The 24,608-nt window shown below is 72.9% G+C and carries 21 protein-coding genes; 15 read left to right on the forward strand and 6 right to left on the reverse strand.

What is annotated here, in order from left to right:
- The first annotated feature begins 80 nt into the window (after positions 1-80).
- Positions 81-2,597, forward strand: coding sequence for a type IV secretory system conjugative DNA transfer family protein (locus tag SVTN_RS27445; protein ID WP_078908517.1), 2,517 nt, complete (start codon positions 81-83; stop codon positions 2,595-2,597).
- Positions 2,598-2,844: 247 nt separating this feature from the next.
- Positions 2,845-4,398, forward strand: a complete 1,554-nt coding sequence (locus SVTN_RS27450; protein ID WP_041131505.1) for a PucR family transcriptional regulator — start codon at positions 2,845-2,847, stop codon at positions 4,396-4,398.
- A gap of 125 nt (positions 4,399-4,523) precedes the next feature.
- Here the strand turns inward: SVTN_RS27450 and SVTN_RS27455 are convergent, their stop codons facing one another.
- Positions 4,524-4,733 carry a hypothetical protein gene (locus tag SVTN_RS27455; protein ID WP_041134290.1) on the reverse strand — a complete coding sequence of 70 codons (210 nt, stop codon included), beginning with the start codon at positions 4,731-4,733 and terminating at the stop codon, positions 4,524-4,526.
- A 154-nt stretch (positions 4,734-4,887) separates the two neighbouring features.
- On the opposite strand from SVTN_RS27455, the gene SVTN_RS27460 reads away from it, so the two are divergent.
- Together SVTN_RS27460 and SVTN_RS27465 are read left to right on the forward strand one after the other, a co-directional pair.
- Entirely contained in the window at positions 4,888-5,859 is a 972-nt protein-coding gene (locus SVTN_RS27460; RefSeq protein WP_041131506.1) for an EamA family transporter, read from the forward strand.
- 450 nt (positions 5,860-6,309) lie between these two features.
- Positions 6,310-7,755, forward strand: a complete 1,446-nt coding sequence (locus SVTN_RS27465) for an aldehyde dehydrogenase family protein (protein WP_041131507.1) — start codon at positions 6,310-6,312, stop codon at positions 7,753-7,755.
- 62 nt (positions 7,756-7,817) lie between these two features.
- On the opposite strand, the gene SVTN_RS27470 is transcribed toward SVTN_RS27465, so the two are convergent.
- On the reverse strand, positions 7,818-8,120 hold the full coding sequence (locus SVTN_RS27470) for a putative quinol monooxygenase (RefSeq protein ID WP_041131508.1): 303 nt from the start codon (positions 8,118-8,120) through the stop codon (positions 7,818-7,820).
- A gap of 134 nt (positions 8,121-8,254) precedes the next feature.
- Between SVTN_RS27470 and SVTN_RS27475 the strand changes: the two genes are divergently transcribed.
- From SVTN_RS27475 to SVTN_RS27510, 8 genes are all read left to right on the forward strand, one after another.
- Complete coding sequence (locus SVTN_RS27475) at positions 8,255-10,177, forward strand: acyl-CoA dehydrogenase family protein (protein ID WP_041131509.1); 1,923 nt, start codon at positions 8,255-8,257, stop codon at positions 10,175-10,177.
- Positions 10,178-10,664: 487 nt separating this feature from the next.
- Positions 10,665-11,900, forward strand: coding sequence for a 3-phosphoshikimate 1-carboxyvinyltransferase (gene aroA / locus SVTN_RS27480; protein WP_041131510.1), 1,236 nt, complete (start codon positions 10,665-10,667; stop codon positions 11,898-11,900).
- A 34-nt stretch (positions 11,901-11,934) separates the two neighbouring features.
- The gene (gene dxr / locus SVTN_RS27485) at positions 11,935-13,185 is read left to right on the forward strand and encodes a 1-deoxy-D-xylulose-5-phosphate reductoisomerase (RefSeq protein WP_041131511.1); all 1,251 of its coding nucleotides are present in this window, start codon (positions 11,935-11,937) and stop codon (positions 13,183-13,185) included.
- Entirely contained in the window at positions 13,182-14,489 is a 1,308-nt protein-coding gene (locus SVTN_RS27490; RefSeq protein ID WP_041131512.1) for a M50 family metallopeptidase, read from the forward strand. The genes dxr and SVTN_RS27490 overlap by 4 nt, the downstream gene beginning before the upstream one ends.
- A 102-nt stretch (positions 14,490-14,591) precedes the next feature.
- Complete coding sequence (gene ispG, locus SVTN_RS27495; protein ID WP_041131513.1) at positions 14,592-15,749, forward strand: flavodoxin-dependent (E)-4-hydroxy-3-methylbut-2-enyl-diphosphate synthase; 1,158 nt, start codon at positions 14,592-14,594, stop codon at positions 15,747-15,749.
- Positions 15,750-15,882: 133 nt separating this feature from the next.
- Entirely contained in the window at positions 15,883-16,728 is an 846-nt protein-coding gene (locus SVTN_RS27500) for a GNAT family N-acetyltransferase (RefSeq protein WP_041131514.1), read from the forward strand.
- Between the two features lie 42 nt (positions 16,729-16,770).
- Complete coding sequence (locus SVTN_RS27505) at positions 16,771-17,316, forward strand: GNAT family N-acetyltransferase (protein ID WP_041131515.1); 546 nt, start codon at positions 16,771-16,773, stop codon at positions 17,314-17,316.
- A gap of 71 nt (positions 17,317-17,387) precedes the next feature.
- Entirely contained in the window at positions 17,388-19,091 is a 1,704-nt protein-coding gene (locus SVTN_RS27510; RefSeq protein ID WP_041131516.1) for a proline--tRNA ligase, read from the forward strand.
- A 414-nt stretch (positions 19,092-19,505) separates the two neighbouring features.
- Here the strand turns inward: SVTN_RS27510 and SVTN_RS27515 are convergent, their stop codons facing one another.
- Genes SVTN_RS27515 through SVTN_RS27530 form a run of 4 tightly spaced genes read right to left on the reverse strand, consistent with a single transcriptional unit; the run spans position 19,506 to position 22,444 of the window.
- Entirely contained in the window at positions 19,506-20,444 is a 939-nt protein-coding gene (locus SVTN_RS27515) for a slipin family protein (RefSeq protein WP_052499325.1), read from the reverse strand.
- 45 nt (positions 20,445-20,489) lie between these two features.
- A complete protein-coding gene (locus SVTN_RS27520; protein WP_041131517.1) occupies positions 20,490-21,389 on the reverse strand; it encodes an aminoglycoside phosphotransferase family protein in 900 nt (299 codons plus the stop codon).
- 30 nt (positions 21,390-21,419) lie between these two features.
- The gene (locus SVTN_RS27525) at positions 21,420-21,836 is read right to left on the reverse strand and encodes a ferritin-like domain-containing protein (protein WP_041131518.1); all 417 of its coding nucleotides are present in this window, start codon (positions 21,834-21,836) and stop codon (positions 21,420-21,422) included.
- A complete protein-coding gene (locus SVTN_RS27530) occupies positions 21,833-22,444 on the reverse strand; it encodes a hypothetical protein (RefSeq protein ID WP_041131519.1) in 612 nt (203 codons plus the stop codon). Before SVTN_RS27530 ends, SVTN_RS27525 begins: the two co-directional genes overlap by 4 nt.
- A 178-nt stretch (positions 22,445-22,622) precedes the next feature.
- On the opposite strand from SVTN_RS27530, the gene rimP reads away from it, so the two are divergent.
- The 3 genes from rimP (at position 22,623) to SVTN_RS27545 (ending at position 24,474) form a co-directional block, all read left to right on the forward strand.
- The gene (gene rimP / locus SVTN_RS27535; RefSeq protein ID WP_041131520.1) at positions 22,623-23,120 is read left to right on the forward strand and encodes a ribosome maturation factor RimP; all 498 of its coding nucleotides are present in this window, start codon (positions 22,623-22,625) and stop codon (positions 23,118-23,120) included.
- A gap of 2 nt (positions 23,121-23,122) precedes the next feature.
- Positions 23,123-24,118 (forward strand): transcription termination factor NusA, encoded by a 996-nt coding sequence (nusA, locus tag SVTN_RS27540; RefSeq protein WP_041131521.1) that lies wholly within the window; start codon positions 23,123-23,125, stop codon positions 24,116-24,118.
- Between the two features lie 74 nt (positions 24,119-24,192).
- Positions 24,193-24,474, forward strand: a complete 282-nt coding sequence (locus SVTN_RS27545) for a YlxR family protein (RefSeq protein WP_078908518.1) — start codon at positions 24,193-24,195, stop codon at positions 24,472-24,474.
- The last annotated feature ends 134 nt before the right edge of the window (positions 24,475-24,608 follow it).

Raw genomic sequence — 24,608 nt, forward strand, 5'->3', positions numbered from 1 at the left:
TCCCCTCCCGGGGGCGCCGGGCCCACTAGATTGACGGTGGCACAGATGCGGCGACCTGGCTGGTCAGGGGGCAGGGGTTCATGGAGACCGACGGCACGTACGAGTCACGCGACATGGCCGGGGGGGCGGCGCCGCCTCCTGGGAAGGCGGTCCCACGGCCGGCAGCGCCGCCGATGGGGGTACCCGCCCCCCAGGCGCCCCCCGCTGATCACGTGCGCGCCGCCGCCCCCACGCACCCGGCCGTGCAGCCGGACCCTGCTCGAAAGGCGGGCCCGGGGCTCGGGCCGACGCCGCCGAGCGTCCCACCCATGCCGTCCCGGGCTCCTGGGCAGGCCGGGACTTCGGCGTCGCCGTCCGTCGTCGAGTGGCTGGACGCTCCGCGCCCGAAGGCGGGCCTCGGCATCTGGCGGTTTCGGTACGTTCCGCCGTCCCAGGAGGTCACGGGCCTTACACCAGTGAACTTTCTCGGGCTGCTGATCCCCCTGGTCGTCGCACTGTTCATCTGGCTGGCCTACCGGAACGACAACTTTCCCTATGCGGCCTTCGTGATGCGGAAGTTCACCCCGCCCGACTGGTGGATCGGCCTTGGAGCCACACCGAAGGACTGGCAGGGCGTCGCCGTGCACAAGATCTTCGATGCCGTCATCTTCTTCGGCCTCGCGTGGGTGGTCGGCGTCCTCGGCTCCTGGGGCAAGGTCATCCGCTACTACGTCGAACGGAGCCGTCCGCCGGTGCGTGCCGCGCTCGCGGGTGTGGGGGCTCTCATCGGCCTGGCACTGGTCCTGCCCGAGGCCCTTCACCTCGGCTGGTCGGCGGTGCCCGTCGTCGATCCGATGCTCTACCTGATCGCCCTGGTCACCGGCGGCTGGAGTATCGCTGCATCGCCAGTGGTCATCTACGCCGTGTACGCGCTGGGCGCGACGGCAGTCGTCTGGCCGTGTGCTCGGGTCGGCGACTGGGCGAGTCTCTTCCAGCAGCGGAGTTCCGGGGCCACCCCCAGCGTCTCCCCAGCCCCCACCGCCCCGGGAATCCCCCGCTCGCAATGGCCCGAGCTGCGGGCCGCGGGTGAGCACCGTGCCGCAGACGTGCTCGTCGGCGAACTGGCCGCCGGGCGGATGAACGACGTCGACTGTGCACGGGTGCGCCGCACCTGGAAGGACAGTGACCGGGATGCCGTACGCCGGGCCGCCTTCGTCGATGCCCTTCTCAGCCAGGGCGCCGCTGCCGGCGCACACCCGTCGGGTGACCGGGACCTGTCGAACCGTTCGGCCGCCCACGACCTTCTCCTGAGCCAGGTTCGTGTCGGCAGGTGGGTCGCTGCCGAGCGCGGCCCACGCACCTACCACGGTGCGGGTCTCGCGCTCGATCCCGAGCTTCTCGGCACCTCCCTCCTGGCGGTGGGCCCTTCCGGGGCGGGCAAGACCCGTTCCCTCATCGCTCCCGTGGTCGAGTCGCTCTCCCTCCAGGCCCTGACCGGTGCCTGCGCCGTCGTCGTCGTCGGAGCGGCCGGAGCCCAGCTCGGCCCCGACGAGGCGTACGACGTCGTGATCCGGCTCGGCGACCCGGCCTCCGGGTATGACCTGGACCTGTACGCCGGGGCCACGGATCCGGACGAGGCCGCCGCATGTCTGGCCGAAGGGCTGGTCGGCGACATGGACGGAGTGGAGACGCGGCGTGCCGCCACCGTGCTCGCCCAGCTCATCGGCCCGTACCAGGCCGCGTACGGCCGGTTCCCGACGGTGCCGGTCCTGCGAGAGCTGCTCGAGGCCCACCCCGAAACCTTGCGGGCGCTGCTCGATCTGCTGCCGGTCGACGGTGCGCAGGCGATGCGCCGCGAACTGGAATCCCGACTGCGTCAGGTCGGCAGCGCGACCGACATGGGCCCCGTGCTCGCCGACCGGCTCGCGGCCCTCGACCGGCCCGCCTTCGCCGAGTTCTTCGGCGGTGGCGGTGACGCCCGGTCCTTCTCGCTGCGGGCCGTCGCCCAGCATCCGATCCGGGTACGGGTCAGCCTGCCGGAAGGCGGCCACGAGGAGGCTGCACGCCTGCTCAACCGACTGTTGCTCGCCCAGTTCCAGCACGTCACCCGGGGCGGCGCGGGGCGAGGGAACTTCGCCTGCCTCGTACTCGACGACGCGGCGGGCGCGGTCACGGCGGGGACCGTACGGGGCCTCCAGCGGCTGCGCACGCAGAACGCGGGTGTCGTGCTCGCCCTCCGCACCCTCGCCGAGGTGCCCGAGGCGCTGCACGGGCCGCTCCTCGCGATCGTCGGCTGCCGGATGGCCTTCGCGGGGCTCCCCACCTGGGACGGCAAGGCCTTCGCCGAGGCGTGGGGCACCGAACGCGTGGAGATGACCGAGGTGGCCCATCACACCGTCTTCGCCGACCAGCCGATGACCCGGGCCATCCACGCCCTGCGCAAGCTGGTGACGGGCAAGGCCGTGACGACCGAGGCCGTGACCGTACGAGAGGTGGAGCGGCAGCGCTGGTCCGCCTCCGACCTCGCCCACGCCGTTCCGCCGGGCCATGCCGTCCTCTCGCTGAGCCACGTACGCGGCGAGCAGGTGCCGCCCATGCTGGTCGACCTGCGCGGCTGAGGGAGGGGCGGCCCGTACGGCTCGCCCGGCGTGCCCGGCTCGCACCGCGCCCCGCAGCCGCGAGGGCATCCCGCGCGGCGTGCCCGGCGCCCCACCCGCGCGGCCGGCCGTCTCACGCCTTGCGCGCCCGCGCGGGCTTCCGGTGGCCCTGGCACAATCGGGGGCGCCGCTCGGCTGAGCGGCGCCTCCCCGCTTCCGTGCACGCTCCCCCGTGCACGGTCCTCGCTCAAAGGTCCGACGGTCCCCAATGCCGCCCACCCTCGCCTCGCTCGTGCAGCACTCCGCCCTCAAGCTCATCGTCCGTGCCGGTGAGGACCGTCTCGACACCCCCGTCCGCTGGGCCCACGTCAGCGAGCTCGCCGACCCCGTCCCGTACATGGAGGGCGGTGAACTCCTCCTCACCACCGCGCTCACGCTCGACGCGGAGGACCTGGAGGCGATGCGCCGCTATGTGCGGCGGCTGCTCGGTGCCGGGGTGGTCGGGCTCGGGTTCGCCGTGGGCGTCAACTACGAGGAGATCCCGCCGGCCCTGCTCGACGCGGCCCGCGAGGAGCACCTGCCGCTGCTCGAAGTGCCGCGCCGGACGCCGTTCCTCGCCATCAGCAAGGCCGTGTCCGCGGCCATCTCCGCCGACCAGTACCGCGCCGTCACCGCCGGTTTCGAGGCCCAGCGCGAGCTGACCCGGGCCGCGCTCGCCGAAGGCCCCGAGGCCGTCGTCGCCCGGCTCGCCGCGCACGTCGACGGCTGGGCCGCGCTGTACGACGCCTCCGGCACCGTCGTCGCCGTCTCGCCCGAATGGGCGGCGCGCCGGGCCGCCCGGCTCACCCCCGACGTGGAGCGGCTGCGCGAGCGCCCCGCGCCCGCCAGCGCGGTCGTCGGCGGTACGGACGACCGCGTCGAGCTCCAGTCGCTCGGCACCGGGCGCCGGGTGCGCGGCGCCCTCGCCGTCGGTACGGGCGCTCCCCTCGGCACGGCCGAGCGGTACGCCGTGCACTCGGCGATCGCCCTGCTCACCCTCACGACGGAACGTTCCCGCTCGCTCCAGGCGGCGGAGCAGCGGCTCGGCGCGGCGGTCCTCCGCCTGATGCTCGCGGGCCAGCCGGAGCCCGCCCGGGCGGTGGCCGGGGACCTGTACGGAGGGCTGCTCGACGCCCCGTACCGGCTGCTCGTCGCCGAACCCGCCGGGGGAGAACCGGCAGCGGAGCCGCCGCTGCCGGTGCTCGCCGAGGCCCTGGAGGCCGCCGCCGCCCGCGCGGGCGAGGCGGTGCTCACCGTCGTCGAGAGCGCGCAGCGGCTCGTCGTCCTCGCCGGGGACGGGGGCGCGGTCGTCGCCGCCTGCGAGGGGTACGCGGAGCGGGAGGCGGAGGAGGCCGGTGTCGTCGTCGGCCTCTCGGCCCCGGCGGGCCCGAGCGCCGCGGCAGCCGCGTACAAGCAGGCCGAGCAGGCCCTCTCGGTCGCCCGGCGGCGGGGCAGGGCGCTCGTCGAGCACGAGGACCTGGCGGCGGGCTCGGTCCTGCCGCTGCTGGCCGACGACGCCGTCCGGGCCTTCGCCGACGGGATGCTCCGCGCGCTGCGGGAGCACGACGCGACCGGCCGCGGCGATCTGGTGGCCTCGCTGCGGGCCTGGCTCTCCCGGCACGGCCAGTGGGACGCGGCGGCGGCGGACCTGGGCGTCCACCGGCACACGCTGCGGTACCGGATGCGCCGGGTGGAGGAGATCCTCGGCCGTTCCCTGGACGATCCGGACGTCCGGATGGAGCTGTGGCTGGCCCTGAAGGCGACCGGCGAGGACGCGGAGTAGCCGGACGTCCTGGCCGATGCCCTGGCGGGACGTCCTGGCCGGATGTCCTGGCCGGATGTCCTGGCGGGGTCTCCTGGCCAGCCGTCCCGGCGGGACCTCCTAGCCAGCCGTCCTGGCCGGACGTCCTAGTCGGAGCCGCCGCCGTCGCCGTCGCCGAGGACTCCGCCGGACCGCCGCGCGCTCCGGCGCTGTCCGTCGCGGACCACCTCGCCGCCCAGCAGGGTCACGGCGGCCACCGCGCGCACCCAGCGGGGCCCGCCGCGCGCCGCCCACACCACGCAGCCGCAGCCGGCGACGGCGAGGACCAGGACTCCGATCAGTACGTAAAGGATCATGCTTTCCCCCTGGGGTCGTGCGGCGGTCCCGGTCATCCTCCCACCCCTCCGCAAGACCCCCGGGCGTCTCCGAGCCGTCCGAATTCCGCTGACCCTGCCCGGATTCGGGCAGTTTTCTTGGCTGTCGGGGCTTTCACTTCATACTCTCCTGCTCATGACAAGCCCTGCCGTCGACCCGGCCCCCGAGACCCGCCCGGCCGCCCCCGAGACCCGTACCGCCGCGCCCGCCGCCCCCGGCCGCCGGATCACTGGCGCCGTCTGGGCCGCGCTCGGCATCGTGTACGTCGTCTGGGGGTCCACGTACCTCGGGATCCGGATCGTCGTCGAGACCCTCCCGCCGTTCCTCTCCGGCGGCGCCCGCTTCATCACCGCCGGCCTGCTCCTCGCCGCGATCGTCGCCTGGCGCCAGGGCCCCGCCGCCCTCAAGGTCACCCGTCGCGAACTCGGCTCCGCGGTCCTCGTCGGCCTGCTCCTCATCCTCGGCGGCAACGGCCTCGTCGTCCTCGCCGAGACCTCCATACCCTCCGGCCTCGCCGCGCTCCTCGTCGCCGCCGTCCCCGTCTGGGTCGTCCTGCTCCGCACGGCCCTCGGCGACCGCCCGGGCCTCGGCGCCTTCGGCGGCGTCCTGCTCGGCTTCGCGGGCCTCGGCGTCCTCACCGTCCCGGGCCTGAGCGGCGAGGTGAAGATCGGCGGCGTGCTGCTCGTCCTCGTCGCGGCCCTGCTGTGGTCCGTCGGCTCCGTCTCCTCCGCCCGGCTGCCGATGCCCGCCAACCCCTTCACGGCGAGCGCGTACGAGATGCTGGCCGGCGGCCTCGCCGCGCTCGCCCTCGGTCTCGTACGCGGCGAACACCACGGCCTCGACCTGGGCGCCGTCTCCGGCCGCTCCTGGGCCGCCCTCGCGTACCTGATCGTCTTCGGCTCGCTCGTCGCCTTCACCGCGTACGCCTGGCTCCTCCAGTCCGCCCCGGTCTCCCTCGCCGCCACCTACGCGTACGTCAACCCGGTCGTCGCCGTCCTCCTCGGCGCCCTCGTCCTGAACGAGGCCCTGACCTGGCCGATCCTCCTCGGCGGCGCGATCGTCGTCGGCGGCGTCTGTCTGATCGTCTCGACCGAGCGACGCGGATGATCATCGGCCCCCTACCGTGACCGGCCCCCTACCGTGACCGGCCCCCTGCCGTGACCAGCCCGCCGCCGTGACCGGCCCGCTGCCGAGTACGGCCACGCCGCCCGGGCCGTCGGGGACGGGGCACGTCGTCGCGATCGACCTGAAGGGCGGCCGTGAGCCGTGGCGGCAACGAGGCGAAGCCCACCGCCTTCGACCTGGCGAGCGGGGACGAGGCGTGGCGGGCCGGCTCGGGGGCCTGTTCGTCACCGCCCCCCGGGCGACGGGAAGCGGCAGCCCTTCTCGGCGTTCAGGGGCCGGTGACGCTCCATGACCCGCTGTCCGCTTCGGCCGAAGCGGACAGAGCCGCCACCCCCACTACTCCATACCGGACAAGCCCGCGCCCGCCGTCCCGGCCCTACGGTGTCACCAGAGCAACCGCTCGCACCCCGAAACGGAAAGGGCCGGGACGCAATGACGACCACCCACGCCTTCTGGCTCGCCGGCCGTGAGGCCACCGGCGACGCCACCTTCGACGTCACGAACTCGTACGACGGACGTCTGGTCGGCAAGGTCAGCGTGCCCACCGAGGCCCAGGTCGAGGAGGCCGTCGCCGCCGCGCACGCCGTCGTCGACGAGTTCGCCGCGACCCCGGCGCACGTCCGCGCCGCCGCCCTCGACCACGTGTCGAAGCGGCTCGCCGAGCGCACCGAGGAGATCGCCCAGCTGATCTCCGCCGAGAACGGCAAGCCCATCAAGTGGGCCCGCGGCGAGGTCGGCCGTGCCGTCTCCGTCTTCCGTTTCGCCGCCGAGGAGGCCCGCCGCTGGAACGCCGGCGAGGCCCAGCGCCTGGACACCGAGGCCGGCGGCGCGGGCCGCCTCGCCCTCACCCGCCGCATCCCCAAGGGCGTCGTCCTCGGCATCGCGCCGTTCAACTTCCCGCTGAACCTCAGCGCCCACAAGGTCGCCCCGGCCATCGCCGTCGGCGCCCCGATCATCCTCAAGCCGGCCCCGGCGACCCCGATCTCCTCCCTGATCCTGGGCGAGATCCTGGCCGAGACCGACCTGCCGGCCGGCTCCTGGTCGATCCTGACCGTGCCGAACGACCGCATGCCCGCCCTCGTCCAGGACGAGCGCCTCCCGGTCATCTCCTTCACGGGCTCCGACAAGGTCGGCTACGCCATCCAGCAGTCGGTGCCGCACAAGCACTGCACCCTGGAGCTCGGCGGCAACGCCGCGGCCGTCGTCCTGCCCGACTGGTCCTCCGAGGCCGACCTGGACTGGGCCGCGACCCGCATCGCGACCTTCTCCAACTACCAGGGCGGCCAGTCCTGCATCTCCGTGCAGCGCGTGATCGCCGACGCCTCGGTCTACGACCGCCTGGTGCCGAAGATCGTCGCCGCCGTCGAGGCGCAGATCACCGGTGACCCGGCGGACGACGCCACCGACGTCGGCCCGCTCGTCGACGAGGCCGCCGCCAAGCGCGTCGAGTCCTGGGTCGACGAGGCCGTCGCGGCCGGCGCCAAGCTCCTCGCCGGCGGCAAGCGCGAGGGCGCGACCTACGCCCCGACCGTCCTCGCCGACCTCCCGGCGGACGTCACCCTGGCCCGCGCCGAGGTCTTCGGCCCGGTCCTGACGATCGCCAAGGTCGACGGCGAGGCCGAGGCCTTCGCCGCGGTCAACGACTCGGACTTCGGCCTCCAGGCCGGCGTCTTCACCCACGACCTGCAGACCGCCTTCCGCGCCCACCGCGCGCTGGAGGTCGGCGGCGTGATCGTCGGCGACGTCCCCTCGTACCGCGCCGACCAGATGCCGTACGGCGGTGCCAAGCGCTCCGGCGTCGGCCGCGAGGGCGTCAAGTTCGCGATGGACGACTACACCTACGAGCGCGTCCTCGTCCTGACGGGCCTCGCCCTCTAAGGCGTACGCCTCACGAGACCGGCGGTCCGAGCCCACTGTGCGGGGGCTCGGGCCGCCTTTCGTCATGAGAGGGGCGCGTCCACGAGCCGGATGACCTCCGCCGGCCCCGCCCGGAACGCCTTGTTCGTGACGCCGGCCGCGACCATGTGCGGGGCGACGTCGTGCGCGGCGAGGGCCTCGGCGGAGGCCCAGCGCTCGATCAGGGCGAAGCGGTCGGGGTCGTCGGCCACCCGGTGGAGGTCGTACTGCAGGCAGCCCTCCTCCGCCCGCACCAGGGGTGCGAGCGCCTCGAAGGCGGCGATCTGTTCCGCGCCACGACCGGGCTGCGTGGCGACGAGGACGATGAGCTTGATCGGCTGAGACATGGCGCGGACCCTACGCGCGGCCCCCGCCGGACGGTCCGGGCGTCTCACCAGGAGGACAAACCCGGAGGGACCCCCTCCTCTTTCCGGACCCACCGAAATCGGGTACGACGGACAGGAAGCCCCAGGAGGTGGAGATGTCCGCACCCGTCCAGCGGCCCAAAGTCACCGAGCGCGAGGCCCGGCAGGTCGCCGAGGCCGCGCGCGAGCGGGACTGGCACAAACCCAGCTTCGCCAAGGAACTGTTCCTCGGCCGCTTCCGGCTCGACCTCGTCCATCCGCACCCGCTCCCCGCCGCCGAGGACGTACGCCGCGGCGAGGCCTTCCTGGCCGTCCTGCGCGAGTTCTGCGAGACCCGGATCGACGGCGCGCGCATCGAACGCGAGGCCCGCATCCCCGACGAGACGATCACCGGACTCAAGGAGATCGGCGCCCTCGGGATGAAGATCGACCCGAAGTACGGCGGGCTCGGCCTCACCCAGCTGTACTACAACCGGGCCCTCGCCCTCGTCGGCTCCGCCAGCCCCGCCGTCGGCGCCCTGCTCTCCGCGCATCAGTCGATCGGCGTACCGCAGCCGCTGAAACTCTTCGGCACCCAGGAGCAGAAGGACGCCTTCCTGCCCCGGCTCGCCCGCACCGACCTCTCGGCCTTCCTCCTCACCGAGCCGGACGTCGGCTCCGACCCGGCGCGCCTGGCCACCACCGCCGTACCCGAGGGGGACGCGTACGTCCTCGACGGCGTGAAGCTCTGGACCACCAACGGGGTCGTCGCCGACCTGCTCGTCGTCATGGCCCGCGTCCCCGCCTCCGAGGGCCACAAGGGCGGCATCACCGCCTTCGTCGTCGAGGCCGACGCGCCCGGCATCACCGTCGAGCACCGCAACGCCTTCATGGGCCTGCGCGGCCTGGAGAACGGCGTCACCCGCTTCCACCGCGTACGGGTCCCGGCGGTGAACCGCATCGGCCCCGAGGGCGCCGGCCTCAAGATCGCCCTCACGACCCTCAACACCGGCCGGCTCTCCCTCCCCGCCGCCTGCGCGGGCGCCGCCAAGTGGTGCCTGAAGATCGCCCGCGAATGGTCGGGGGAGCGCGAGCAGTGGGGCAGGCCGATCGCCCGCCACGAAGCCGTCTCGACCAAGATCTCCTTCATCGCGGCCACCGCCTTCGCCCTGGAGGCCGTCGTCGACCTCGCCTCCCAGATGGCCGACGAGAACCGCAACGACATCCGCATCGAGGCCGCCCTCGCCAAGCTGTACGGCTCCGAGAAGGCCTGGCTCATCGCCGACGAACTCGTCCAGATCCGCGGCGGCCGCGGCTACGAGACCGCCGACTCGCTCGCCGCCCGCGGCGAACGGGCCGTCCCCGCCGAGCAGGTGCTCCGCGACCTCCGCATCAACCGCATCTTCGAGGGCTCCACCGAGATCATGCACCTGCTGATCGCCCGCGAGGCCGTCGACGCGCACCTCTCCGTCGCCGGGGACCTCATCGACCCCGAGAAGTCCCTGGGGGACAAGGCGAAGGCGGGCGCCCGGGCGGGCGGCTTCTACGCCCGCTGGCTGCCGGGACTGGTCGCCGGGCCGGGGCAACTGCCGCGCGCGTACGGCGAGTTCGGCGCCCTCGCGACCCACCTCCGCTACGTCGAGCGGACGTCCCGCAAGCTCGCCCGCTCGACCTTCTACGCGATGTCGCGCTGGCAGGGCCGCATGGAGCTCAAGCAGGCCTTCCTGGGCCGGATCGTCGACATCGGCGCGGAGCTCTTCGCGATGAGCGCGGCGTGCGTACGGGCCGAACTCCTCCGGACCACGACGGACCACGGTCGTGAGGCCGTGGAGCTCGCGGACGCCTTCTGCCGCCAGGCCCGCCTGCGCGTCGAGGAACTCTTCGGCCGCCTCTGGTCCAACACGGACGACCTGGACCGCCGGGTCGTGGAGGGGGTCCTGGCGGGCCGCTACTCCTGGCTGGAGGCGGGCATCGTGGATCCGAGCGGGGAGGGCCCCTGGATCGCGGACGCGACGCCGGGCCCGTCCCAACAACAGAACGCCCACCGCCGCCTCCCCTGACCCCCTGCGCCCGCCACCCGCCCCCGCTGCGGGCGGCGCCCGCCGGGGCGATGCCCCCGCCGCCCCGTTGTGGGCCTGCGCCCCGCCCGTTGTGGGCAATCGTCCCGCAGGGCGGGACGGGTGGGCACAACGGACCCGCGCCCTGCCGGCGCCAGAGGCTTCCGCGCCCGAACCCGCACCGGGAGCGCGCCGCGGCGGTGGTGCGGGTCCAGGCGCGAAACGCCTGGGCCCGGCTGGGGGCGCCGTCCCGTGTGCCCACCCGTCCCGCCCAGCGGGACGATTGCCCACACGGGCGCGGGCGAAGGCCCAGCCGGCCGCGGGCCCACACGGCGGCGGGGCACCGCCCAGCACGGGCGCTGGCCCACAGGAGGCGGGGCGCGGGCCCGCACTGGGGCGCAGGCCCGCACCAGGGCGCGGCCCCCCGCGGTGCCGTCCACGTGGCGGACCGGACCCCCGGCGCGCCGCAGGCCGCGGCAGGATGACCCCCGTGACCGTCATCGACATCCCCGGCTCCAAGTCCGTCACCGCCCGCGCGCTCTTCCTCGCCGCCGCCGCGGAGGGCACGACGACCCTCCTGCGCCCGCTCGTCTCCGACGACACGGAGGGTTTCGCCGAAGGCCTCGCCGCTCTCGGGTATGCCGTCCGCCGCGAGCCCGGTGCCTGGCACATCGAGGGCCGTCCGGCCGGTCCGGGGACGGACGAGGCCGACGTGTACTGCCGTGACGGCGCCACGACCGCCCGCTTCCTGCCGACCCTCGTCGCCGCCGGCCACGGCACGTACCGCTTCGACGCCTCCGCGCAGATGCGGCGACGACCCCTCGCCCCCCTGACGACCGCGTTGCGCACCCTGGGTGTCGATCTGCGGCACGGCGAGAAGGAGGGCCATCACCCGCTCTCCGTCCACGCCGCCGGGGTCAAGGGCGGGGCGCTCACGCTCGACGCCGGGCAGTCCTCCCAGTACCTGACCGCGCTGCTCATGCTGGGCCCGCTCACCGCCGAGGGCCTCGACATCACCGTCACGGACCTGGTCTCGGAGCCGTACGTCGAGATCACGCTCGCGATGATGCGGGCCTTCGGGGCCGAGGTCACCCGGGAGGGGCGTACGTACCGCGTCGCCCCCACCGGCTACCGGGCACGGACGTACGGCATCGAGCCCGACGCCTCCACCGCCAGCTACTTCTTCGCCGCCGCGGCCCTCCGGCCGGGCCGCTCCGTCACCGTCCCCGGCCTCGGGACCGGAGCCCTCCAGGGCGACCTGGCCTTCGTCGACGTGCTGCGCCGCATGGGCGCCGACGTCGAGATCACCGACAGCGCCACCACCGTCCGCTCCACCGGGAGCCTGCGCGGACTCACCGTCAACATGCGGGACATCTCGGACACCATGCCGACCCTCGCCGCGATCGCGCCGTTCGCCGACGGCCCGGTCCGCATCGAGGACGTCGCCAACACCCGGGTCAAGGAGTGCGACCGGCTCGACGCCTGCGCGGAGAATCTGCGCCGTCTCGGGATCACCGTGCACACCGGTCCCGACTGGATCGAGATCCACCCCGGCACGCCCACCGGACCCGTCGAGATCGCCACCCACGGCGACCACCGGATCGTCATGTCCTTCGCGGTCACGGCCCTCCGCACCCCGGGGATCACCTTCGACGACCCCGGCTGCGTGAAGAAGACGTTCCCCGACTTCCACCGGGTGTTCGACACGTTCGTCCGCACCCCGTGAAGACCGCACGGTCTTTGCGGCAAGAATGGGGGGCATGAGCGACCGCCCCTCTCCTCTCGCCGACCCGCACATCGCCTTCGACGTGTCCGAAGGACGCCGGGACATCGTCGTCCTCGGCTCGACCGGGTCCATCGGCACCCAGGCCATCGACCTGGTGCTGCGCAACCCCGACCGCTTCCGGGTCACCGCCCTCGCCGCCTCCGGCGGCCGGATCGGGCTGCTCGCCGAGCAGGCGCACCGCCTGAAGGTCCGGACGGTCGCGGTCGCCCGCGAGGACGCGGTCGAGGAGCTGCGTACGGCCCTGAAGGCGCTGTACGGTTCCGAGCCCCTGCCCGAGCTCCTGGCGGGCCCGGACGCGGCCACCCAGGTCGCCGCCTCCCCGTGCCACACCGTCCTCAACGGCATCACCGGCTCCATCGGCCTCGCGCCCACCCTCGCCGCCCTCGAAGCGGGCCGCACCCTCGCCCTCGCCAACAAGGAGTCGCTGATCGTCGGCGGCCCCCTGGTGAAGGCGCTCGCCAAGCCGGGCCAGATCATCCCGGTCGACTCCGAGCACGCGGCCCTCTTCCAGGCGCTGGCCGCCGGCACCCGCGCCGACGTCCGCAAGCTGGTCGTCACGGCCTCCGGCGGCCCCTTCCGCGGCCGTACGCGCGAGCAGCTGGCCCATGTCACCCGCGAGGACGCGCTGGCCCACCCGACCTGGGCGATGGGCCCGGTCATCACGATCAACAGCGCGACCCTGGTCAACAAGGGCCTGGAGGTCATCGAGGCCCACCTGCTCTACGACATCCCGTTCGACCGCATCGAGGTCGTCGTCCACCCGCAGTCGTACGTCCACTCGATGGTCGAGTTCACGGACGGCTCCACGCTCGCCCAGGCCACCCCGCCGGACATGCGCGGCCCGATCGCCATCGGCATCGGCTGGCCCGAGCGGGTCCCGGACGCGGCCCCCGCCTTCGACTGGACCAAGGCCTCCACCTGGGAGTTCTTCCCGCTCGACACCGAGGCCTTCCCGTCCGTCGGCCTGGCCCGGCACGTGGGCGAGCTCGGCGGCACCGCCCCCGCCGTCTTCAACGCCGCGAACGAGGAGTGCGTCGAGGCGTTTCTCGCCGGACGCCTGCCGTTCAACGGAATCATGGATACGGTCACTGCGGTCGTCACCGAGCACGGGAAGCCCGCCGAGGGAACTTCGCTCACGGTGTCGGACGTCCTCGAAGCGGAGACCTGGGCGCGCGCCCGGGCCCGAGAGCTCGCAGCGAAGGCAACAGCGGAGGCCCGCGCATGACCGAAACGCTCCTGTACGCCCTGGGCATCGTGCTGTTCGCCCTCGGCCTCCTCGTCTCCATCGCGTGGCACGAGCTCGGCCACCTCTCCACGGCCAAGCTCTTCGGCATCCGCGTGCCGCAGTACATGGTCGGCTTCGGCCCCACCATCTGGTCGAGGAAGCGCGGCGACACCGAGTACGGCATCAAGGCCATCCCCGCCGGCGGCTACATCCGCATGATCGGCATGTTCCCGCCGGGCCAGGACGGCAGGATCGAGGCCCGCTCCACCTCGCCCTGGCGCTCCATGATCGAGGACGCCCGCGAGGCCTCGTACGAGGAGCTGGAGCCCGGCGACGAGACGCGGCTGTTCTACACGCGCAAGCCGTGGAAGCGCGTGATCGTGATGTTCGCCGGACCGTTCATGAACCTGGTCCTGGCGGCGGCGCTGTTCTTCGGCTCGATGATGACGCTGGGGATGCAGAAGGCGACGACCGAGGTCGCCGGCGTCCAGAAGTGCGTCCTCAAGCTGAGCGACAAGCGCCAGGAGTGCCGGCCGGGCGACCCCGTCTCCCCGGCGTTCAAGGCGGGCCTCAAGGACGGCGACAAGATCGTCGCCCTCGACGGCCGGCCGGTCTCCGACTGGGACACCCTCTCCGACCGCATCCGCACCACCCTCGGCCCGGCCACCCTCACCGTCGAGCGCGACGGACAGCGGGTCGACCTCCACCCGAACCTCGTCACCAACATGGTCGAGAAGAAGGACGCCGACGGGAACGTCGTCCGGCCGGTCCAGTACGTGCCCGCCGGCTACCTCGGCTTCCAGCCGAAGGCGGAGGTCAGGGCGCTCACGTTCGGCGAGACCACCGAGGAGATGACCACCCTCCTGGAGAACGGCGTCCATTCGGTGATCGCCCTGCCCGGCAAGATCCCCGGTCTCTGGGACGCCACCTTCGGCGACGGCAAGCGCGCCGAGGACTCGCCCGTCGGAGTGCTGGGCGCCGCCCGGATCACCGGCGAACTCATGACCGTCGACGCCCCGCCCGAGCGGATCCTCGTCATGTTCATGAACCTGCTGGTGTACTTCAACGTCTCGCTGTTCCTGTTCAACATGCTCCCGCTGCTGCCGCTCGACGGCGGTCACATCGCGGGCGCCCTGTGGGAGTCCGTCCGCCGTCACGCGGCCCGGATCTTCAAGCGCCCCGACCCCGGCCCGTTCGACGTGGCCAAGCTGATGCCCGCCGCCTACGTGGTGGCCGGTGTCTTCGTCTGCTTCACGCTGCTCGTCCTCGCCGCCGACATCGTCAACCCGGTGAAACTGACGTAGCTCCCAGGGGGGCCGGACCCGGTGGTGTCCGGCCCCCACCCCCGGGGCGGTAACCTCGGAACCCTGAGCCCGCCGACGCACAACCTTGAGGTTGCACTTCAGATGACCGCGATTTCTCTCGGTATCCCGACCGTTCCGACCCGGCTCGCCGAGCGGCGCAAGAGCCGCCAGATCCAGGTCGGCAGCGTGGCCGTCGGCGGTGACGCGCCCGTCTCCGTCCAGTCGATGACGACGACCCGCACCTCCGACATCGGCGCCACGCTCCAGCAGATCGCCGAGCTGACCGCCTCCGGCTGCCAGATCGTGCGCGTGGCCTGCCCGACCCAGGACGACGCCGACGCGCTCGCGACGATCGCCCGGAAGTCCTCCATCCCGGTCATCGCCGACATCCACTTCCAGCCGAAGTACGTCTTCGCCGCGATCGACGCCGGCTGCGCGGCCGTCCGCGTCAACCCGGGCAACATCAAGCAGTTCGACGACAAGGTCAAGGAGATCGCCAAGGCGGCCTCCGACGCCGGCACCCCGATCCGGATCGGCGTCAACGCCGGCTCGCTCGACGCCCGCCTCCTGAAGAAGTACGGCAGGGCCACCCCCGAGGCGCTCGTCGAGTCCGCCCTCTGGGAGGCCTCCCTCTTCGAGGAGCACGGCTTCCGCGACATCAAGATCTCGGTCAAGCACAACGACCCGGTCGTCATGGTCGAGGCCTACCGCCAGCTCGCCGCCCAGTGCGACTACCCGCTGCACCTCGGCGTCACCGAGGCCGGTCCGGCCTTCCAGGGCACCATCAAGTCGGCCGTCGCCTTCGGCGCCCTGCTCTCCCAGGGCATCGGCGACACCATCCGCGTCTCGCTCTCCGCGCCGCCGGCCGAGGAGATCAAGGTCGGCATGCAGATCCTGGAGTCGCTGAACCTGCGCCAGCGCCGCCTGGAGATCGTCTCCTGCCCGTCCTGCGGCCGCGCCCAGGTCGACGTCTACAAGCTCGCCGAGGAGGTCACCGCCGGCCTCGACGGCATGACCGTCCCGCTGCGCGTCGCCGTCATGGGCTGCGTCGTCAACGGCCCCGGAGAGGCCCGCGAGGCCGACCTCGGCGTCGCCTCCGGCAACGGCAAGGGCCAGATCTTCGTCAAGGGCGAGGTCATCAAGACCGTCCCCGAGTCGAAGATCGTCGAGACCCTCATCGAGGAGGCGCTCAAGATCGCCGAGCAGATGGAGAAGGACGGCGTCGCCAGCGGCGAGCCGACGGTCGCCATCGGCGCCTGACGCCCTCCGAAACCCCTCACGAAGCCCCTCCACCCCACCCGGTGGTAGGGGCTTCGTACGCAGGACGGGCCCCGCCGAGGGGCACGGGGGTACAGTGCGGAGACCAGCAGATCCGTACCGTGAGGCCCCCCTCGTGCTGACAGAGACCACCACTCGGGTCCTCGAACCCGCCGACCTCGGCGCCGCACTCGCCGTCCTGGAGAGCGCCCCCGTCGAGAACGCCTTCGTGACCGCCCGCGTCCAGGTCGCAGGGCTCGACCCCTGGCGCCTCGGCGGCGAGATGTGGGGCTGGTACACCGAGGGCAGACTGCGCTCCCTCTGCTACTCCGGCGCCAACCTCGTCCCCATCTGCGCCACCCCCGAAGCCGTCCGCGCCTTCGCCGACCGGGCCCGCAGGATCGGCCGCCGCTGCTCCTCGATCGTCGGCCCCGCCGAGGCCACCGGCGAGCTGTGGCGGCTCCTGGAGCCCAGCTGGGGCCCCGCCAGGGACGTCCGCGCCCACCAGCCGCTGATGGTCGCCGAGGAGCCCTCCGCCACCGTCACGCCCGATCCGCTGGTGCGCCGCGTCCGCAAGGACGAGATGGAGGTGATCATGCCCGCCTGCGTGGCCATGTTCACCGAGGAGGTCGGCATCTCCCCGCTCGCCAACGACGGCGGACTGCTCTACCAGGCCCGCGTCGCCGAGCTCGTCGGCGCCGGCCGCTCCTTCGCCCGCATCGAGGACGGCAAGGTCGTCTTCAAGGCCGAGATCGGCGCCGCCACCCGCCAGGCCTGCCAGATCCAGGGCGTCTGGGTGGCCCCCGAGCACCGCGGCAAGGGCCTCTCCGAGACGGGCATGGCCGCCGTCCTCCGGTACGCCCTGGCCGACGTCGCCCCCGTCGTCAGCCTGTACGTCAACGACTTCAACACCCCGGCGAGGGCCGCGTACCGCCGCGTCGGCTTCCGCGAGACCGGCGCCTTCATGAGCGTGCTGTTCTGAACGTGCTGTTCGAGGGGGGCGGCCGCTTGTAGGGTGCGCCGCATGGATGACGCAGAGGTCGAGATCGGTCCGGTCAATCTCGCGGCCCGGGTGGACGAGGCCCTCGCCGTGCAGGCGGTCGCCTTCGGCCTGGACGCGGGCGAGGTCGCCGTACGCCGCCACATCGTGCTGCGCCACCTCCTCAGCCCCGGCGCCCGCGCCTACGGGGCCACCACGCCCGACGGGCGCCTCGTCGGCTTCGTGTACGGGATGCCCAACGACCGCACCCACTGGTGGTCCACCGTCGTCGAGACGTACCTGCGGGCCACCGGCACCGCCGACTGGCTCGACGACTCCTTCGTCATCACCGAACTCCACGTCCACCCCGACTTCCAGGGCCGGGGCGTGGGCCGCGCGCTGATCACCACCATCACCGACACGGCCGACGAGAAGCGCTCCATCCTCTCCGCGATCGACACCGACTCCCCGGCCCGCGGCCTCTACCGCTCCCTCGGCTACGTCGACCTCGCCCGCCAGGTCCACTTCCCGAGCGCCCCCCGCCCGTACGCGGTGATGGGCGCCCCGCTGCCGCTCAAGCGCCGGAACTGATTTCTCCTGCCAGGGGCGGCCCGGCTAACCTCGGGGCCATCACCGTCAGTCCCGGCAGGAGTACGAGAACCATGGCCAACGCACCGGTCCAGCGCATGTCCCAGTTGATGGCGAAGACGCTGCGCGACGACCCGGCGGACGCCGAGGTCCTCAGCCACAAGCTCCTCGTCCGCGCCGGCTACGTCCGCCGCACCGCCGCCGGCATCTGGAGCTGGCTGCCCCTCGGCAAGAAGGTCCTCTCCAACATCGAGCGGATCGTCCGCGAGGAGATGGACGCCATCGGCGCGCAGGAGGTCACCCTGCCCGCGCTGCTGCCCCGTGAGCCGTACGAGGCGACCGGCCGCTGGGACGAGTACGGCGCCGAGCTCTTCCGCCTCCAGGACCGCAAGGGCGGCGACTACCTCCTCGGCCCGACGCACGAGGAGATCTTCACGCTCCTGGTCAAGGACCAGTGCTCGTCCTACAAGGACCTGCCGGTGATCCTCTACCAGATCCAGAACAAGTTCCGCGACGAGGCCCGCCCCCGCGCCGGCATCCTGCGCGGCCGCGAGTTCCTCATGAAGGACTCGTACTCCTTCGACACGGAGGACGAGGGCCTCGCCCAGTCCTACGCCCTGCACCGCACGGCCTACCAGCGCGTCTTCGAGCGCCTCGGCCTCGACTACCGCATCGTCGCCGCCACCGCCGGCGCGATGGGCGGCTCGAAGTCCGAGGAGTTCCTCGCCCCGGCCGAGGCCGGCGAGGACACCTTCGCCGACTGCCCGAACTGCGACTTCGCGGCGAACACCGAGGCGGTGTACCAGGCGGTGAAGCCGGTCGACGGCTCGGCCGTCCCGGCCGCCGAGGAGATCCCCACCCCCGACACCCCGACGATCGAGACCCTCGCGGCCTCCCTCGGCGTGCCGGCCTCCGCGACCCTCAAGAACCTCCTGGTGAAGGTCGACGGCGAGATCGTCGCCGTCGGCGTCCCCGGCGACCGCGAGGTCGACATGGACAAGGTCGAGGAGCACTTCGGCCCGACGGCCACGGTCGAGCTGGTGACGGAGGAGGACTTCGCGGTCCGCCCCGACCTGGTCCGCGGCTACGTCGGCCCGCAGGGCCTGGAGAAGGTCAAGTACATCGCCGACCCGCGCGTGGCCCCCGGCACCGCCTGGATCACCGGCGCCAACAAGGACGGCATGCACGCGAAGAACGTCGTCGCGGGCCGTGACTTCGAGGTCGAGGAGTACGTCGACGTCGTCGTCGTCCAGGAGGGCGACCCGTGCCCCAAGTGCGGCACCGGCCTCAAGCTGGACCGCGCGATCGAGATCGGCCACATCTTCCAGCTCGGCCGCAAGTACGCGGACGCGCTCAAGCTCGACGTCCTCGGCCAGAACGGCAAGCCGGTCCGCGTGACCATGGGCTCGTACGGCATCGGCGTCTCGCGCGCGGTCGCGGCGCTGGCCGAGCAGACGGCCGACGAGAAGGGCCTGTGCTGGCCGGCGGAGGTCGCCCCGGCGGACGTCCACGTCGTCGCCGCCGGCAAGGCCCTCCAGACGGAACTGGCCCTCGAGGTCTCGGAGAAGCTCTCCGCGGCCGGCCTCCGCGTCTTGGTCGACGACCGCGCGGGCGTCTCCCCGGGCGTCAAGTTCACCGACGCGGAGCTCATGGGCGTCCCGAAGATCCTCGTCGCGGGCCGCCGCTCGGGCGAGGGCGTGGTGGAACTGAAGGACCGCCGCACGGGTGAGCGCGAGGAACTGACGGTCGACGAGGCCCTGACCCGCCTGACGGCCTAACCCCACCGGGCCAACCCCCACCCGCCCCGCCCCACGCGGGCGCACCCCCCTGGGCGGCGCGCCCGCCCGGGCGGTGCGCACCGCCGTGTGGGCAATCGTCCCGCAGGGCGGGACGGGTGGGCACACGGGACGGCGCCCCCAGCCGGGCCTAGGCTCCCGCGCCCTGACCCGCACCACCAGCGACGGTGCACGGGGTGCGGGTTCGGACGCGGGAGCCTCTGGCGCCGGCAAGGGCGCCGTCCGTTGTGCCCACCCGTTCCGCCCCGGCGGAACGATTGCCCACAACGGCGGGGCGACGGGGGTCACAACCCGGCCCCACGAGGGCGTGGCCCGCAACGGTCTGGGAGGGCGCGGGCCACAACCCGGTGCGGCGCGGCCCGCAAGACGGTCCGGCAAGCGCAGGTCCGGTAGGGGTCAGGTTTCGTTTTCGTGGGGGGTCGGTTCGACCGACGGGCCCGTCAGGTCCTCGATCGCCTCCTCCGCCGCCGCCCGGCCCTTCAGGTACGCCTCGCTCAGCGGCAGTGGCAGCGGCATTTGCGCCCCCGCCCCGGAAGCCGCCCCGGAATCCGCCCCAGACTCCGCCGCAGCCGCCGCCGGCGTCGCCCGCTCCAGGAACCGCAGCAGTTCCACCGGAATCGGCAGGACCAGCGTCGAGTTCTTCTCGGCGGACACCGCCATCACCGTCTGCAGCAGCCGGAGCTGAAGGGCGGCCGGCTCCGTCGACATCACGCCCGCCGCCTCCGCCAGCTTCTTCGAGGCCTGGAGCTCCGCGTCCGCGTTGATCACCCGCGCCCGCCGCTCCCGGTCCGCCTCCGCCTGCCGGGCCATCGAGCGCTTCATCGTCTCGGGCAGCGACACGTCCTTGATCTCGACCCGGTCGATGGCGACGCCCCAGCCCATCGCGGGGCTGTCGAGCATCAGTTCCAGGCCCTGGTTGAGCTTCTCCCGGTTGGACAGCAGGTCGTCGAGGTCGCTCTTGCCGATGATCGACCGCAGCGAGGTCTGCGCCATCTGCGAGACCGCGAACTTGTAGTCCTCGACCCGTACCACCGCGTCCGCCGCGTCGACGACCTTGAAGTACACGACCGCGTCCACCCGTACCGTCACGTTGTCCCGGGTGATGCCCTCCTGGGCGGGCACGGGCATCGTGACGATCTGCATGTTCACCTTGTGCAGGCGGTCGACGATCGGGACGATCATCGTGAATCCCGGCGCCCGCACGTCGCCGAGCAGCCGACCGAAGCGGAAGACGACGCCTCGCTCGTACTGCTTCACGACCCGCGCCGCCGCGCCCGCGTATACGGCGATCGCCGCAGCCGCGCCGGCCACAGCCATCAGCACTTCTTCGATCATCACGGCCCCCTGGATTGAGCCGAACGGTACAAAAAGGGTATTCCCCTACAGCCAGCTCGCGAACTCCAGGAGCAGCTCCGCGTCCTGCCGCCGCCCCGCCGTCAGCGCCCGCGTCCCCGACTCGACCGCGCGGAACAGGGTCCAGCCGCGCAGCCGCTCCCGGTCGAGGTCCAGGGAGTCGGCCAGCTTGTTGACCCGCCGCCGGGCCGCCGAGGCCCCGGAGGACGCGGCCACGAGGTCCTCGACCCGGTCCCGTACGAGCCGGGCGAGGTCGTAGGCCCGCTCGCCGACCAGCGGCTCGGGGCCGACGGCCAGCCAGGGCGTCCGGTCGCCGGCGAGCACCTTGCCCTGCCGGAAGTTCCCGTGCAGCAGCAGTGACTCGGAGGAGTCGGCCACCAGCTCCTCGCGGGCCGCGAGCGCCGCCGCCGTCAGTTCGGCGGTCGCGGCCTCGGACCGGTGGGGGGCCATCGCCTCCGCCTGCCGGGCAGTCCGCTCGGCCGCCGTCTCGAACCCGTGCCCCGCCGGGGGCTCGACCCACAGCTTCCGTACGGTGCCCGCCGCCTCCAGGAGCGACTTCGCCTCCGGCAGGGAGCGCAGCGAGACCTCGGGGTGCAGCCGTTCGAGGACGAGCGCGCCCTCCCCGGCCTCGTCGAGGAGCTGGACCGCGCCCCAGCCGTTCCAGTGCGCCAGCGCGTCCCGCTCCAGGTCGGGCCGGGTGAACGGGGGCGCGATCTTGAGCGCGGCGGGGGAGCCGTCGGAGCGCCGGACGAGTACGACCAGGCTGCTCCGTCCGCCGGGGGCCATCACCCGTTCGGTGTCCAGGGACGCGTGGGCGAGCGCCTGCTCGGTGAGTCCGGGCAGCTTCCCGAGCCACTCGGCCGCCGCGGCGTCCCCGTACGTCTCACCGAGCGTCCTGGCCAGTCGCTGCGGCGGTTCGAAACCCATGCGTACGTTGTTCCTTCGGTCGGGGCGGGACTACACCCGCTCGGCGAGCCCAGGAAAGGTTACGTCGCTGCCGCGCCAGCGGACGGCGCGTACCGCCGCCTCCCGGAGCGCGGCGGCCGCCTCGCCCCGCGCGCGGCCCTCGGTGGCCCGGACGAGGTCGGAGTACACCCCGGCCACCCGGTCCTCGAGGAGGGCCGCGAGCCGCACCGCGCCGGCCGGGTCCTCGACCCGGAACGGCAGCTCGTACGCGGCCTCCGCCGCCACCGGGGCCCCGCCGAGGTCCTTCACGGTCCTGCGCAGCGCGTCCCGGCGGGCCCGGTGCGCCTCGTACGCGGCGGTGGCCTCGGCCCGCCGCTCCGTACCGATCCGGCCGCCGACGACCCCGTAGCCGTACACCGCGGCGTGCTCGGCGGCCAGCGCGGCCTGGGTCGCGTCGAGGGCGCTCATGCCCGGGCTCCTTCGGTCAGCAGGTAGGCGTGGGCGGCGCCGGAGGCCGCCACGGAGGCGAGCAGCCGGGCGTACTCGGGCGGGGCGGTGAGCAGGGCGGTCGTGTGCCCGTCGGAGGCCGTGCGCTCGGCGGCCGCGAGCTCCTTGAGAGCGCCCCGGGGGTCGGCCGCCACCCGTACGGGCGCGGGGGTGGCCGCGGACTTCGCGGAAGCGGAGGCAGGGGCGGATGTGGGGGTGGGTGCGGTGGCGGTCGGGGGCGCGGAGGGCCCCGGGGACGCGGACCCGGTGGCCGCGGGACGCTTCGTCGTCGTCCCGTCCTCTCCCAGCGCCTCCGCGTGCGCCGCCACCGTGCTCCGCAGCGCCGTCAGTCGCGGTGCCAGGGCCGGGTGGGCCGCGAGGGTCGCGTCGTAACGTTCGAGCAGATCGCGCGCGATGGTCACCGACCGCAGCCGCAGGGCCGCCTCGGCGCGTGCCACCCGTTCGGCCTCCAGCTCGGCGGCGCTCGGTCGGCGGGTCTGCCCGCCGGACGAGGAGGTGCAGCCCACCAGGACCGTCGCCCCCGCTGCCGCACCCGCCACGAGGAGTGCGCGTCTGCCCGTCGTCGTCACGCCTTCTCTCCCCGGCTGCCGTCGTCGTCGAAGATCGTCGAGATCACCGCAGGCGAGCGTACCCGCGGGCCCCGGGGCGGTGGACGGCAACACCCTCCCGGACCGGATACCCTTTGTGCTGACACGCGACGACACGCGACGAACCCACAACAGCACACGCGGCCGAGGAGTCACCCGGATGAGCACCACCCAGAGCGACAGGCTGCGCGGACTCGTGGAGCCGCTCGTCGCCGCCAAGGACCTGGATCTGGAAGAGATCGAGGTGTCCCGGGCCGGCCGCCGCGGACTGCTGCGGATCGTCGTCGACTCGGACGAGGGCGTGGAGCTGGACGTCTGTGCCGAGCTGAGCCGCGAGATCTCCGAGAAGCTGGACGAGACCGACGCGATGGGCGAGGGCGAGTACGTCCTCGAAGTCAGCTCCCCCGGCGCCGAGCGTCCCCTCACCGAGCACCGCCACTACGTGCGAGCCACCGGCCGCCTGGCGAAGCTCCAGCTCGCCGAGGGCGGGGACCTGGTCGCGCGCATCCTCGCCGTGGACGAGGACGGCCTCGACATGGAGGTACCGGGCGTGAAGGGGCGCAAGCCCACCGCCCGCAGGGTCGAGTTCGCCGAGATCGTCAAGGCGCGTGTCGAGATCGAGTTCAACCGCAAGGACAAGAAGGAAGAGGAGGCGTAGCCGTGGACATCGACGTGAAGCTCCTGAAGGGCTTGGCACAGGAGAAGGAAATCTCCTTCGAGATGCTGGTCGAGGCGATCGAGTCGGCCCTCCTCATCGCGTACCACCGGACCCCCGACGCCCGTCGCCACGCGCGCGTGGAGTTGAACCGGGCCACCGGTCACGTGACGGTGTGGGCGAAGGAGGACCCCTCCGACCTGGAGGAGGGCCAGGAGCCCAAGGACTTCGACGACACCCCGTCGGACTTCGGCCGGATCGCGGCGAGCACCGCCCGCCAGGTCATCCAGCAGCGGCTGCGGGACGCCGAGAACGACGTGACCTTCGGCGAGTACGCGCGCCGCGAGGGCGATGTCGTCGCCGGTGTGGTGCAGCAGGGCAAGGACCCGAAGAACGTCCTCGTCAAGCTGGACGACAAGCTGGAGGCCATCCTTCCGGTGCAGGAGCAGGTGCCGGGCGAGGAGTACACGCACGGTCTGCGGCTGCGCACGTACGTCGTCCGGGTGGCGAAGGGTGTCCGCGGTCCGTCCGTCACCCTCTCGCGCACGCACCCCAACCTGGTGAAGAAGCTCTTCGCCCTGGAGGTGCCGGAGATCGCCGACGGCTCGGTCGAGATCGCGGCGATCGCCCGCGAGGCCGGTCACCGCACCAAGATCGCCGTCCGTTCCACCCGTTCGGGCCTGAACCCCAAGGGCGCCTGCATCGGCCCGATGGGCAGCCGCGTCCGCAACGTGATGGCCGAGCTGCTCGGCGAGAAGATCGACATCGTCGACTGGTCGGACGACCCGGCCGAGATGGTGGCGAACGCGCTCTCGCCGGCGCGGGTCTCCAAGGTCGAGATCGTCGACCTCGCCGCCCGCTCCGCCCGGGTGACGGTGCCGGACTACCAGCTGTCGCTCGCGATCGGCAAGGAGGGCCAGAACGCCCGCCTCGCCGCGCGTCTGACCGGCTGGCGGATCGACATCCGTCCGGACACGGAGCCGGCCGGTCCGCAGGACTGAGACCGTTTTTGGCCAACAGCTGTTCGATTTTTGCCCCAAACGGGTGAGGTCGGTACGGGGAGGTAGACTTAATCGTGTCTGGCCGGACGCATGCCTGCGCGTGCCCTGAGCGAACCTGTGTGGGATGCCGGGAGCGAGCGGCCAAGAGCGATCTGCTGCGGATCGTGGTGAACAAGGACGAGTGCGTTCCTGATCATCGCGGTACGCTGCCCGGCCGGGGTGCGTACCTGCACCCCGCCGTGGTCTGTCTCGACCTGGCGGTCCGTCGCCGGGCCTTTCCGAGGGCCTTCAAGGTCCAGGGACCGCTCGACACGGAGGCACTCCGTCACCACGTCGAGCAGGCGGCACCGCAGTGAACAAGAAGTACGGCACGGAACACCGTGCGGTCAGGTACCTCGCGAGTTGGAAGTAGGTCGAGATTGCGATGAGCACTCGATGAGTACGCGATGAGTACGCCCATGAAGTAGCGACGGTCCGGCGGTAACCGGAC

Source organism: Streptomyces vietnamensis (assembly GCF_000830005.1).
GTDB lineage: Bacteria > Actinomycetota > Actinomycetes > Streptomycetales > Streptomycetaceae > Streptomyces > Streptomyces vietnamensis.